This is a genomic window from Halanaerobiales bacterium (genome assembly GCA_035270125.1).
Taxonomy (GTDB): Bacteria; Bacillota; Halanaerobiia; order Halanaerobiales; family DATFIM01; genus DATFIM01.
Map to the genome: position 1 here is coordinate 1 of DATFIM010000033.1, position 14209 is coordinate 14209.

Consider the following 14209-nt stretch of genomic DNA (forward strand, 5'->3'; position numbering starts at 1 on the left):
TATTTTCTCCAACTGTATCTAAAAGCTCTGAATTAGCAAAATAAACTTTTTTTCTTTCAGATTCAGCAATATTTTTAGTTCTTTCACTTATCTTCATTATTTTTTGATACTGTTCATCAACCTTTTTTGCTTTTTTTTCTAAATTTAAAGCTTTTCCTAAAAGCTGATTTGTTTCTCTAATTTGAGAAAGACTTTCTGGATTAATAACTAAAGTTGCAATTCCAAGTTCCTTTAATCTATCTGCAGTCTCGATACCATCTCCATGGGGAAACATAATAACCAGGTCAGGATTAAGTTCCATTATACTCTCGATATTTACCCCTTTATTCTTTGAACCAACATTAGATAATTCATTAATTTTAGGATTGATTTTTGTAAAAATTGTTTGATTGGGCAAACCACTTGCACCTGAAACCAATCTGCCATCAGCCCCCAGGGCCATCACAAACTGCGTAGCAGGCGTATAAGTTGTTATAACTCTTTCAACTTTTTCTGGAACTTTTACTTCTCTCCCCATCATATCTACAACAGTTCTTTTCTCTGCCTTCATTTCTGTTGTAAAAGTTAAAGTAAGGGATAAGATGAAAATAATTAATACTATGATTTTTATTTTATTATTAAACATTATTAGCCTCCTAGATATTAAATTTATTATTTTCGCTATGTTCAACCTCATATAACGCTACTAAAAAAATTTTATCATTAATAAATCATTAAATCGTCAATTTAAATTATAGGAAGGGAAGATAATATCCCCTCCCTTATTAAATTCTAAACAAAGATGAAATAAAATACAAATACTATACCTAATAAATAAACTAACCAATGAACATTTTCTCCTTCACCAGTAAATAATTTTAATATAGGATAAATTATAAAACCTAGAGCTATTCCATTAGAAATTGAGTAGGTCATAGGCATTGCTATCATTGCCACAAAAGCTGGAAAAATTTCTGTAAAGTCATCCCAATCAAGGTCAGTTATATTTGACATCATCATTGTTCCTACTATTATCAAAACAGGAGCTGTTGCTGCTCCAGGAACTACGCCCACAAGTGGCTTAAAGAAAAGTGCTAAAAAGAATAATAATGCTGCTACAACTCCTGTTAATCCAGTTCTACCACCTTCAGCAACACCTGATGAAGATTCTACATAAGTTGTAACAGTGGTAGTACCAAATAATGCACCAGCAGTAGTACCTACTGCATCAGCCAATAAAGCCCTATTAGCCTTTGGTAAATCTCCATTTTCATCCAGATAACCTGCCTGCTGACTGACTCCAACTAAAGTGCCCGCAGTATCAAACATGTCTACAAATAAGAATGACAGTAAGATAACTACAAATCCAGCATCAAAAGCTGCCTTTAAATCCAATTGAAATAATACTCCAGACCAATCACCCCATTGCGGTAAAGCAAAAATTCCTTCTAAGGGAGGTGTTACTCCATTTAATGTTCCAAATAAAGTAGAAATTATTATCCCCCAAAGCAGGGCTCCTCTTATTCCTCGAGCATATAAAATTCCAGTTACAATTAAACCTACCAGAGTAACTAAAGATGCTCCAGAAATAACATCACCCATCTGCACTAAAGTAGATTCTGAAGCGACTACTATCTTAGCATTTTGTAAACCAATAAATGCTATAAAAAGTCCTATACCAGCACTTATTCCTGTTTTTAAAGCCATAGGAATTTTATTTACAATCATTTTTCTTACAGGGGTTACACTAAGAATAATGAAAAGAATACCTTCTACAAATATAACACCTAAAGCGGCCTGCCAGGAAACTCCCATATTCAAAACAACTGAATAAGTAAAATATGCATTAAGTCCCATTCCAGATGCTAGAACAAAAGGATAATTGGTTAAAAATGCCATAAAAAGCGTACCGACAATAGCACCAGCAATAGTAGCAATAAAAACACCACCAAATGGCATTCCTGCATCACTTAAAATACTGGGATTGACAAAAATTATATATGCCATAGTCATAAAAGTAGTAAACCCAGCTAATATTTCAGTTTTTACATCTGTATTATTTTCTTCTAATTTAAAAATATTCTCTAAAAATCCAGAATTAGCATTTTTAGATTCCATAACTTTTATTATCCCCCTTATTTATTCTACTACTAAAGATACAAAATCAAATTTTTCTGCAGAAAATAAACCTCTATCTGTTACCTTTAGCCTTGGTATAACAGGTAATGCCATAAAAGATATTGTCATAAAGGGACTTTCATTTTGGACACCTAATTTTTTAGCTTCTTTTCTTAACTCAGATAATTTATCAGCAACTTCATTTAAAGTTTTGTCTGACATCAAACCTGCTATTGGTAATGCTAATTTATTTATTAATTTTCCATTTTCAATAATCACTATCCCACCATTCATTTTTTCTATCTCTCGAACAGCTTTTAACATATCTTTTTTATTTAATCCAACTACAATAATATTATGTGAATCATGACCAACCGAAGTTGCAATAGCCCCTCTTTTTAAACCAAAACCACCTAAAAGACCTAAACCTACATTTCCCGTTTGGTGGTGTCTCTCAACTACAGCCAATTTATTAAGATTTTTATTTACTAAATCTTCATTTTTAACTGGACTTTTTTCAAAACTAACAGTATCTTTTCTGGTAACTATTTGCTCGCTTACTAAATTCATTGTTCTATACTTATTTCCTTGAGGTAATTCAAAATCTTTTTCAGAAATTTCTCCTATATTCACTGAAGAAAATATTTTATTATATTCTTCACTTTTTTCAAAATTATCTTTTGGATAACCAGCTATAAATTCTTGATCTTCAGCAACTAATTTACCATCTTTAAATACCTTTTCTACCTTGAAATTTTTAAGATTATCTAAAACCACCAGATCAGCTTTATAACCTGGAGCAATGGCTCCAATATCATCAAAACCGAGAGCTGTAGCTGAATTAATAGTAGCTAGTTTAATAGCTTTTATAGGATCCAAACCTTCCTTAACAGCTTTTTTTATCAAAAAGTTAATTTGCCCTTCTTTAATTAAATCACCAGGATGTCTATCATCTGTAGCAAAGAGAAAACGATTAAAATTCCTATCATTAACCGCAGGAAGTAGTTGTTTTAAATCTCTGGTTACAGAACCTTCCCTGATCATAATATACATGCCTTTTCTTAATTTTTCTAAAGCTTCTTTGGCTGTTGTACATTCATGATCAGCTTTTATTTTACCCTGTAAGTAGGCATTTAAATCTTTACCCTTTACTCCAGGAGCATGGCCATCAATAAATTTATTTGAAAAAAGATCAAGTTTTTCCCAGAGTTTATTATCTCCATTGATCACTCCTGGATAATCCATAACTTCACCTAAACCAAATATCCCATCATAATCAATCATTTTTTCAAGTTCATTTGCATTTAGTACTGCTCCACCAGTTTCAAATTTACTGGATGGTACACAGGAAGGTAACATTAAGTTGAAATTCCAGGGCATTTTTAACCCCTTATTTAAAATATATTTTATCCCCCTTAATCCAGCAACATTAGCTATTTCGTGAGGATCAGCTACAATTGTAGTTGTACCTAAAGAAATAGCTTTTTTAGCAAATTCCTCAACAGGTACCATTGCACTTTCTAAATGGAGATGACCATCTACAAATGAAGGTGCCAGAATTTTTCCGTCCAGGTCAACTTCTTTTCTTCCCTGATAATCACCAATCCCTATTATTTTCCCAGAAGATATAGCCAAATTATCTTCATAAAGCTCTTCATTAAATACATCAAGAATTTTGCAGTTTTTTAATACTAATTCAGCAGGACTATCACCTCTTGCTTCTTTTAATAATTGAGAATTAATAATTATCACCTCCCTCTCCTTTAATTACTAATCTATCTTTTAATATGAAGAGCATCAAAATTACATCTTGTTACACATAAACCACAACCTGCACATTTTTCTTTATTTACAACTGCTATATTATCCTCATCAAGTTCTATTGCGTTATATACACAGCTTCTTACACATAGATTACAACCAGTACAGGCCTCTCTATCTACAGTTGGAGGAATTGTTTCAAAATTAGCTGTGTCAGGAGCCTCTTTTTGGGCCAGACCTCTTATATCTTCTAAATTATCATAGCCATGCTTATCCAAAAATTCTTCTATTTCCTTAGCAATTTTACCATAAACTTGAGGACCGTTTATTATAGCCTCTGTACAAACCTGTATCGCTTCTGCTCCGGCCATAATCATCTTCACAGCATCCTGACCATTTGAAATACCGCCTACTCCAATAACTGGAATATCAACAGTATTTACTGCCTGGAATACACAGCGTAAAGCAAGAGGAAAAATTGCTTCACCTGAAAGCCAACCAAAGCCATTATCACTACCCATTACAGGTTTACCTGTATTAATATCTATATCAAGAGTAGGACCAAATGAATTGATAAGAACAATTCCATCAGCTCCAGCATCTTCAGCTGCTTTAGCAAAAGTAGGTATATCAATCTGAGGACTTAGTTTTACCAGAACTGGAATATCCACAACAGATTTTGCAGCTTTTACACTCTCAATGACAGGAGTAGGGTCATCTCCTAAATAATGAGTTGATAATTCAAGAGCATCTGCATACTTTTCAACTTTTTGGGCTAATTCTTTGATTTCATCTTTCTTATAACCAAGTCCAACAATAATTGGTAGATCTGTTTTTACAATCTCAGGATACTCTTCTTCCAGCCATTTTTCTGGTGACATTTCAGACCAGAGTTCACTATTCATAAAACCACTTTTGGTTTCTGCCATATTTGGACGAGGTACTTCAGCAGCTTTTACAGAAATTGTCTTGGTTACAATTGCCCCAGCACCTCCATCTCTGGCAGCAAAGGCCATTTCACTATCTTTTACAGTTGGACCTGCAGCGGGCATAACTGGATTATCAAATTCCATATCAAATAATTTTACACTTACATCAGCCATGATTATTACCTCCCATAAATTAGTTAATAATCTATCATCCATGTCTACAAAATGAAAATGACTATTCTTCTAAAGCTTTAAGTATTTTTTCTGGTGTAATTGGTAAATCTGTAATTCTAACTCCTATTGCATCATAAATTGCATTGGCAATACCTGGATTAGCAGCCATAGCAACTGGCTCACCTATACCTTTTGCACCATAGGGACCTTCAGCATCTGAATTTTCTATTAATCTTGATTCAAAATCAGGCACATCCATGGCAGTAGGAACAACATAACCGGTCATATTAGGATTTAAGGTAATACCATCTTTTATAACCTGTTCTTCCATTAAAGCCATTCCAATACCCTGAGTTGTACCACCTTCAATTTGTCCTTCTACATTTTTAGGATTAATAGCTTTTCCAACATCAAGAGCAGTTTTTACATCTAAAACATCCACCAAACCAGTATCTGTGTCAACTTCAACCTCATAAATTTGGGTCATAAAAGTATATGCTACATAGGTTTTTGGACTCTGTCCATTTTCATCATAGTCATATGTTTCCGGATAAAAAGTTCCTTCACCTTTTAATTCTTCTCCTTTTTCCTGAACTCTATATGCAATTTCCCTAAAACTTAATTTTTTATCTTCTTCCCCCACTGGATAAGCATAGCCTTCTTTAACTGTCATTTCAGGATAATTAGTACCAAATTCTTTACTTGCAAAAAAGTATATTTTTCCTAAAAGATCCTGAGCAGCATTTTTTACAGCATTACCTGTAAAATAGGTCTGTCTGGTTGCAGAAGTAGAACCTGAATTTTTTGTAGTATGGGTATCTCCTTCTACTATACTAAATTGGGAAGTATTAGTATTAAGAACCTCAGCTGCAATTTGGGTAACTACAGTTTCTACTCCCTGACCGACATCAGCAGCAGCTGTTCTAATTAAAAGTTGTCCATCATCTTTTATTTCAATTGAAGCTTCAGAATAGTCAGGAAAGCCTTCTCCATAACCAAAACCAAACATTATTGTTGCTAAACCTCTACCTTTTTTCTTCATTTTTGACCCTCCTTATCTTCCATCATATCTTTTGCTTCTTCAAGGGTCTCTTTAACATTAACAGTTCTATTTAAAACCTGACCGGTTGGAGTTTCTGAACCTCTCTCAAAAGCATTATTATAACGTAATTCTAAGGGATCAATTCCTAATTTGTGAGCAATTATATCCATCTGTGAATCATAAGCAAATGCCATCTGTAAAGCTCCAAAACCTCTCATTGCTCCTCCATAAGTATTATTTGTATAAATTGTATAAGAATTTCCTCTTACATTTTTAACCTCATAAGGACCGGTACAATGAAATAATCCTTTGTGAATAACAGCTGGACCACTTGAAGCATAAGCCCCGGTATCTCCAATAACTTCAACTTCTACAGCAGTTAATTTTCCATTATTTTTCACTCCTGTTTTCATTTTGATAATTATTGGATGTCTTTTTGACTGGGTTATCATAGATTCCTCTCTGGAATATGCCATTTTAACCGGTCTTCCTGTTTCTAAAGTAGCTAAAGCAAGATGAATATGAACTGAAATATCTTCTTTTTTTCCAAAAGCTCCTCCTATTGCCGGTTGAATAATTCTTATTTTATCTTTATCAACTCCCAGGGATTGGGCAATATCAGCCTGACTGTCATGAATCCACTGGGAAGCAACCCAGATTTTTATCTGATCAACAGTTGGATCATAATAGGCAACTCCAGATTCATTTTGTAGTGGTAGCTGATCAATATGTTGAGTTGTATATTCATTTTCTTCTATTAAATCTGCATTAGCAAAACCTTTATCAACATCACCTTTTTCTAAATGATGACTGGTTAGAATATTTTTATCAAGATTATTATTATCTAATATATTATCTCCTTTGTGAATTGATGGAGCATCATCTTCCATAGCTCTTATTGGATCAGAAATAATTTCTAGCTCTTCAACTTCTGCTTCAATCAGAGAAACTCCTTTTCTGGCCGCTTCTCTAGTCTCAGCTACTACTATAGCTAAAGCATCACCCATATATCTCATTTTTTCATCTATACCAATCAGCACAGGTTGATCTTTTATGATTAAACCAAAATCATTTAAATCTGGATAGTCTTCAGCAGTAATAACAGTAACAACCTCAGGTAATGCCTCTGCTTTACTTATATCTAATTCTTTCAAATAAGCATGGGGATGAGTTGCTCTTTTTACTCTTGCATAAAGCATATCATCAAAATATATATCATTTGGATAAACAGCTTCCCCGGTAGTTTTTGCTTCAGCATCAACTTTTATAACATCATGTCCAACATAATCATGAGGATTTTTAAGCATTATTTTCACTCCCTTCACTCTGAAGCTTTTTTGCTGACATTTTTACAGCATCAAATATTTTTGCATATCCGGTACAGCGACAAATATTGCCTGATAAACCTCTTTTAATTTCTTCAGAAGAAGGATCTGGATTTTTATCAAGTAAATTTTTAGTTGCCATTATCATACCCGGTGTACAAAATCCACATTGTACTGCTCCAGCTTCAATAAATGATTTCTGAATCTGATGAAGGTCATTCCCTTTTTTAACCCCTTCAACTGTTATGATTTCTGAACCATCAGCCTGAGCTGCCAGGATTAAACAGGAAGCAACAAGTTTTCCATCCATAATTACACTACAGGCTCCACATTCTCCCTGACCACATCCTTCTTTGGCTCCAGTAAGGCCCAGATCATCACGAAGTAAATCAAGTAATCTCATAGAAGGGGTTACTGTTTCGGTTCTTTTTTCACCATTGACTGTAAACTTAATTTTATATTCCATTTACTAACACCCCTCTACTTTTTCTTTTATATCTTTAAAGGCACTTAAAGTTATATTAAAAGCTACATCACTTCGATATTTAGCAGTACCTCGTATATCATCAATTGGAGAAATTTCATTTTCAACAATCTCTGCAATTTTTTCATAATCAAGCTTACTAAAATCTTTTCCTATTATTTCTTTTCCAACTTTATCAATTTTAAGAGGAGTAGGTGCTACAGCTCCCATCGCCAAAGATGCATCTTCAATCTTTTGACAGTCATCATCTAATTGGATTCTAACTGCAAGAGTTAAACTTGAAATAACAAGTGCTTTTCTTTTACCAATTTTAATCCACTTATCAAAATTATTTTTATTTAGAGGAATAATTATTTTGCTTAAAATTTCATCTTTTTTTAATTCATTTTTCTTGACACCTGTAAAAAAGTCATTTGCTGATATTTTTCTCTGACCTTTTTTTGACTTTAAAATAAACTCTGCATTATAGATAAGTAATACAGGTAAAAGATCGCCAGCAGGTGATGAAGTAACAATATTTCCTCCTATTGTTCCTCTATTTCTAATTTGTGGTGAACCAACATCCAACGCAGCATCTTTTAAAGCAGGTACATTTTCTTTAATTAGATTTGAATTTAATAATTGAGTATAAGTAACTCCAGCTCCAATTTCAAGTTTTCCATCTTTTTTATTAATTTCTTTTAATTCCTTTATTTTATCAATTGCCAGCCAATTATTTACTTCATATAATTCTTCGAATTTCTCTACCATAATATCAGTTCCACCGGCAATAATTCGATAATCATCATTATCAGCCATAACTTCTAAAGCTTCATTTATAGTTTTAGGAGCATAAAACTGATTAGAATCTTTGCCAGAAGTCTTCTGCCTGTTTTCTAATTCTGGGGAGTAATCTTTTTTCATCTAGTACTTGCACCTCCTGATTTTTCATTAGAATATTTCCATTAACTATAGTACTATCAACAATACCACCTTTAAATCCCATTAACATATGACCAAAAATATTTTGCTTGTTAATAGGAGTTGGGGAATTGTAATCAAGAACAATTATATCTGCTAAATTTCCTTTTTTAATAGCTCCCAGGTTTCCTTTAAAATAATCTGAGGCAATATTTTGATTATTTTGAATAGCCATCTTCTTTACTAATTCTCCACCAACTGATGGATTCCCTCTTTCATGGGTTTGTAATAGATTGGCAACACTTAAACTTTCAAACATATCAGTTGTATAACCATCTGTTCCCAGTCCAACTCGTACTGCTTTTTGAGAAGCATCATTAACTTGGGCTGTTCCAACTGCATTACTCATATTAGATTCAGGATTATGAATTAAATTAACTCCATTTTCTCGTAAAATTTCAGCTTCTCCTTTTTGGAGATGAACTCCATGGATAGCCAGACTATTTTCTCTCCACAAATTGTAATTATTCAATCTATCTACTACTCCCTTAAATCCCCTATCTTTACTATCTTTGACATCTGCATAACCTTCAGCACAATGAATATGAATAGGAACATCTAGATTCTCACTGAGGGCTGCTGTTTCAGTTAAAGTATCATCACTAAGAGTAAAAGAGGCATGTAAACCTATAGTTCCACTTAAGAGATTATCTTCAGAATCTAATTTTTTTAAAAATCTTTCATTTTCATTTAAAGCCTTTTCTGCCTTAATTTCACCATGTCTATCAGAAATTTCATAAGATAGATTAGCTCTGATTCCAGCTTTTTTAACAGCTTCAGCTATTAGATCAAGGCTACCATTTATATAACCATAACTTGCATGGTGGTCAAAAATAGTAGTTGTCCCTGCTTTTATACTACTTAAAAGTGCATAAATTGTACTATAATAAATATCTTCTTCATTTAAATTTTTATCCAGTCTCCACCATAATTTTTCTAATATATCTACAAAATTCTGGGGAGGTTGATCTGTTTTTAAATCCATGCCTCTGGCAAAAGTACTATAAAAATGCATATGAGTATTTACCAATCCAGGCATAACTATTTTACCATTAACATCAAATTCTTCTGTAGCTGGATATTTTTCTTTAAGATTTTCAGTATTTCCAACTTCTGCAATCTTATTATCTTTTATTAAAATGGCTCCATTTTCAATAATTTCTGAATTTTTATTAAAAGTTAAGATCTTACCATTTGTTAAAAGAAGCATAATGAACCTCCTTTAGCCATTAATCATCTTTTTAGAGATGCGATTGGCATTTTCTACTATTTTTCTTTCATCATAAGTAGTAAGTTTTCCATTTCTAACTACTATTTTTCCATTAACAATTGTATAGTCCACTATCTGAGTATCACCGGTATTAACAAGAGCTGAAACCGGATCAGAAAGACCACCTGCAAAGCCAAGACGTTTACTACTAACCATAAATAAATCAGCAGCTTTACCTTCTTCAATACTTCCTATTTCTGGTTGGTTTAACAGCTTACTACCTCCATTTGTCGCCATTCCCAGTACATCTTCAGCACTTATTGCCTTAATCCCAGAAGTTAAACGATGCATTAAAAAGGCAGCTTTCATTTCTAAAATCATATTGGAAGAATCATTACTTGCACTTCCATCTACACCTAAAGCCACCGGTACATCATTTTCTAACATATAAGGCACATTGGCAGCACCAGAGGCAAGTTTTTGATTGGAAACAGGGCAGTGAGCAACAGCAGTCTGAGTTTCTGCCATTCTATCCAGTTCAGCTTCATTTAAATGAACTCCATGAGCATACCAGACATCATCACCTATCCAACCCAGCTTTTCCATGTATTCTAAAGGTCTTAAACCAAAATTATCGATTGTAAATTGCTCTTCATCTTTTGTTTCAGCAACATGAGTATGACTCTGTACTCCATATTTTCTGGCAAGTTTTATGGATTCTTTCATATGCTCTTCAGTTACTGAAAATGGTGAACAGGGAGATAGAGATACTCTCTGCATGGCAAATGGAGAGTTATTATGATATTTTTTTATAACTCTCTCAGAATCTTTAAGTATTTTATCAGATTTTTGTACAACCTCATCAGGAGGTAAGCCTCCATCTTTTTCACTTAAAGACATACTTCCTCTTGTCCCATGAAATCTAATTCCAATTTCAGAAGTTGCTTCAAATTCTCTATCAATAAGATCATCAGGTTGTTCATCAGGAAAAACATAAAAGTGATCAGTGGTTGTTGTACAACCTGTTTTTAATAATTCAGCAGAAGCAAGTAAGGCACTATAATATACTGCTTCTTCAGTGAGATTGGCCCAGATTGGGTAAAGAGTCTTAAGCCAATCAAATAATTCTACATTCTGGACTTCAGCGATATTGCGAGTAAGAGTTTGATAGAAATGGTGATGAGTATTGATAAGCCCTGGGTAGAGAAAATATTCATCACCTCTTATAACTTCATCTAATTCTTTTATATTTTCCTTATTAATATTTTTATCTATTTTAGCAATTTTATTATCTTTAATAAGAAGATCATGATTTTTCAATCTTCTTTTTTTATCATCCATGGTAATAATTTCTTTTATATTTTTTATTAAAATAGAAGACATTTAATCAGCTCCTTTTTCCTCTTTATTCGGAGTTACAGCCTCGACAGCTTCTATTATTTGCTCATATCCTGTACATCTACATAAATTACCTTCTATAGCAGTTTTAATATCTTCACGATCAGGATCTGGATTTTCATTTAAAAGAGATTTTGCTGACATTAACATTCCTGGAGTACAAAAGCCACACTGTACAGCCTGATGATCAATAAAAGACTGTTGTAAAGGATCTAATTCACCATCTTTTTCTAAACCTTCTACAGTCATTACTTCACTTCCGTCAACCTGAGCAGTTAAAATCATACAGGAATGAACTGCTTTTCCATCAAGTAAAACTGTACAGGCTCCACATTCTCCTACACTACAACCTTCTTTTACTCCAGTTAGTCGTAATTGTTCTCTTAGAGTATCAAGGAGTCGTTCATCTGGAGCTACTTCTAATTCATAATTTTTTTCATTTACTGTAAGATTAACTGTAATATTTTTAACCATTAGCCTTTACCTCCTTTATAATACCTGTTAATGATTTTTTGAGCAAACTTCCTATAGCAGGTTTCTTATAAGGAGTTGACCAGCGCTCACCGGTAATTGACACCATCTCTTCTCCAATTTTTTCTCCTAAATTTTCATAATTAATATCATTTATAATTGCTCCTTCTAATTCTTTTTCAATTTCAGAAAAAGCCTGAGGAGATGGAGTTGCAGAACCTGGAACTATCCTTATATCTTCGAATTTATTTTCTTTATTAACTTTGCTAACAATTGCCATATTTAATCTTGCTATATCAACTGCTTTTCTTCTTTTTATTTTTTTGAAAATACTATAATATTTATCACTATATTTTGGTAAAATAACTTTAGTTAATATTTCATTTTTGTTGAGATCTGTACTGTAAGGACCAGTAATAAATTCAGGTAAACTTAAGCTTCTTGTTCCATTAACAGATTTTAAAACAACTTCTGCTTTTAAAGCAATTAGTGGTGATAAAAGATCTGCAGCAGGAGAAGCATTTACTACATTTCCTCCAACTGTACCTCTATTTCTAATTTGTGTTGAACCAATTGTTACTGCTCCCTGAGCCAGAACAGCACTATTTTTATTTATCAATTCACTTTTTACCAGTTCTGAATGAGTAACAAGTGCTCCAATTTCTATTTTATCTTCTTTTTCTTTAATTCCTTTCATTTCAGTTATATTGGAAATATCTAAAAGATAATCTACCTTATCATTATCAATATCATCTTTATGCATTTCCACTAAAAGGTCAGTACCACCTGCAATTAATTTAACCTTATTATATTTATCTAAATAATTAAGAGCTTCATCAATTTTTTTAGCCTGTAAAAATTCATATTCTAGCATTATTTATCCCCTCCTTTACTCAAATTACGACCAATAAGGACTCTTTCCAGATTAAGAGGGAGATCCCTTATTCTCCTATTTAAAGCCTGTGCTGTTGCATTTGCAATAGCAGCACTACCAAGTTCTAAGGTAGGTTCACCTATTGATTTGGCACCATAGGGACCATTAGGATCTGGATTTTCTACAATTATTGGTTCAATATTCGGCATATCTTTAGCTGTAGGAATTAGATATTTATCAAAATTATCTGTTTTAATATATCCTTTTTCAGTTTGCAAATCTTCCATAATAGCATGGCCCATTCCCATCACAACTCCACCATATATCTGGCCTTTAACATTAGCTGGATTTATTGCTTTACCTACATCATGAGCTGCAGCCATATTTAATACTTCAAGTTCTCCAGTTCCAGTATCTACTTCAACTTCTGCAATTTGGCAGCCATAGACATAAGTAAAATATGGTCTTCCCTGTCCAGTTTCTTCATCCCAGGATATATCTGGAGTTTGATACCAGCCATATGCAGAAAGAAATACTCCCTGACTATAAGCTGTATTTATTATGTCAGCAAAAGAAACTAATTTTTTGCCTTCTTTGGTATATACATAATTGTCTCTCAATTCAAGATTATCTATTTCCTTTTCATAATTATCTGCTGCCACTTCCTTTATTACTGTTTTTAACTTTGAAGCAGCATCTTTAACTGCATTTCCTCCAACAAGTGTTCCTCGGGAAGCTACTGTAGAACCACTTTCTGGAGCAACTGATGTATCAGATTCCATGAAATTTATTTTATCAAGACTTATCCCCAATTCTTCTGCAGCAATTTGAGAATAAACTGTTTTTAATCCCTGACCATTTTCTGATAAACCTCCATAAATTATTAAACTACCATCTTTTTGAATAGATACTATAGCACCAGCAGCATCTACACCTTCTGCTCCAAGACTTACACCGCGATAACTGATGGCCATTCCTATTCCACGTTTTTTGTCTCCTTTTTGTTCTTTACTATATTCTTCTAATTTTTCCTTATAATCTATTGCATTCATTGCCTTTGTCATAACTTCATCAAGACTTACTTCGTGATCATCTAATTTTTGGCCACTTGCTGTTTTAGAATCATTATGGTACATATTTTTTTGTCTTAATTCATGAGGCTTCATATCAAGCTCTTCAGCCAATTCCTCCATTAATTGTTCCTGAGCAAAAATTGTTGGAGGTGAACCATAACCTCTCATTGCACCTGTATAAACATTGTTTGTATAAAAACCATAAGTATCAGTTTTAACATGAGGAACTTCATAGGGACCGGTGGCCTGAACTACTGATCTCCAGGTTACAAAAGGAGTCTGACAGGCATAAGCACCACTATCAGCCACAGCTTCTATTTCCATCGCTACTAAATCTCCATTTTCTTTTGCTCCAACTTTATATTTCAAATAATAGGGATGTCTTTTGTAACTTTCTTTTATTGATTCTTC

At 33.2% G+C, this 14209-nt stretch carries 13 protein-coding genes; all 13 read right to left on the reverse strand.

What is annotated here, in order from left to right:
* On the reverse strand, positions 1 to 625 hold a 625-nt coding region (locus tag VJ881_01670), incomplete at its 3' end, for an ABC transporter substrate-binding protein (GenBank protein HKL74747.1).
* Positions 626 to 771: 146 nt separating this feature from the next.
* Positions 772 to 2097 (reverse strand): NCS2 family permease, encoded by a 1326-nt coding sequence (locus tag VJ881_01675; GenBank protein ID HKL74748.1) that lies wholly within the window; start codon positions 2095 to 2097, stop codon positions 772 to 774.
* Positions 2098 to 2118: 21 nt separating this feature from the next.
* Complete coding sequence (ade, locus tag VJ881_01680) at positions 2119 to 3849, reverse strand: adenine deaminase (protein ID HKL74749.1); 1731 nt, start codon at positions 3847 to 3849, stop codon at positions 2119 to 2121.
* Positions 3850 to 3872: 23 nt separating this feature from the next.
* Positions 3873 to 4961, reverse strand: a complete 1089-nt coding sequence (locus VJ881_01685; GenBank protein HKL74750.1) for a 4Fe-4S binding protein — start codon at positions 4959 to 4961, stop codon at positions 3873 to 3875.
* A gap of 61 nt (positions 4962 to 5022) precedes the next feature.
* Positions 5023 to 6003 (reverse strand): molybdopterin cofactor-binding domain-containing protein, encoded by a 981-nt coding sequence (locus tag VJ881_01690; GenBank protein ID HKL74751.1) that lies wholly within the window; start codon positions 6001 to 6003, stop codon positions 5023 to 5025.
* Complete coding sequence (locus VJ881_01695) at positions 6000 to 7310, reverse strand: molybdopterin cofactor-binding domain-containing protein (GenBank protein ID HKL74752.1); 1311 nt, start codon at positions 7308 to 7310, stop codon at positions 6000 to 6002. The genes VJ881_01690 and VJ881_01695 overlap by 4 nt, the downstream gene beginning before the upstream one ends.
* The gene (locus VJ881_01700) at positions 7303 to 7794 is read right to left on the reverse strand and encodes a (2Fe-2S)-binding protein (protein ID HKL74753.1); all 492 of its coding nucleotides are present in this window, start codon (positions 7792 to 7794) and stop codon (positions 7303 to 7305) included. The genes VJ881_01695 and VJ881_01700 overlap by 8 nt, the downstream gene beginning before the upstream one ends.
* Before the next feature lie 3 nt (positions 7795 to 7797).
* Positions 7798 to 8715 (reverse strand): xanthine dehydrogenase family protein subunit M, encoded by a 918-nt coding sequence (locus tag VJ881_01705; GenBank protein ID HKL74754.1) that lies wholly within the window; start codon positions 8713 to 8715, stop codon positions 7798 to 7800.
* A complete protein-coding gene (gene ssnA, locus VJ881_01710; protein HKL74755.1) occupies positions 8654 to 9982 on the reverse strand; it encodes a putative aminohydrolase SsnA in 1329 nt (442 codons plus the stop codon). The genes VJ881_01705 and ssnA overlap by 62 nt, the downstream gene beginning before the upstream one ends.
* 12 nt (positions 9983 to 9994) lie before the next feature.
* Positions 9995 to 11365 carry an 8-oxoguanine deaminase gene (locus VJ881_01715; GenBank protein HKL74756.1) on the reverse strand — a complete coding sequence of 457 codons (1371 nt, stop codon included), beginning with the start codon at positions 11363 to 11365 and terminating at the stop codon, positions 9995 to 9997.
* The gene (locus VJ881_01720) at positions 11366 to 11854 is read right to left on the reverse strand and encodes a (2Fe-2S)-binding protein (GenBank protein HKL74757.1); all 489 of its coding nucleotides are present in this window, start codon (positions 11852 to 11854) and stop codon (positions 11366 to 11368) included.
* Positions 11847 to 12725, reverse strand: a complete 879-nt coding sequence (locus tag VJ881_01725; protein ID HKL74758.1) for a xanthine dehydrogenase family protein subunit M — start codon at positions 12723 to 12725, stop codon at positions 11847 to 11849. The genes VJ881_01720 and VJ881_01725 overlap by 8 nt, the downstream gene beginning before the upstream one ends.
* Positions 12725 to 14209 (reverse strand): molybdopterin cofactor-binding domain-containing protein (locus VJ881_01730; protein HKL74759.1); only part of this gene is annotated, 1485 nt, incomplete at its 5' end. The genes VJ881_01730 and VJ881_01725, both read right to left, overlap by 1 nt.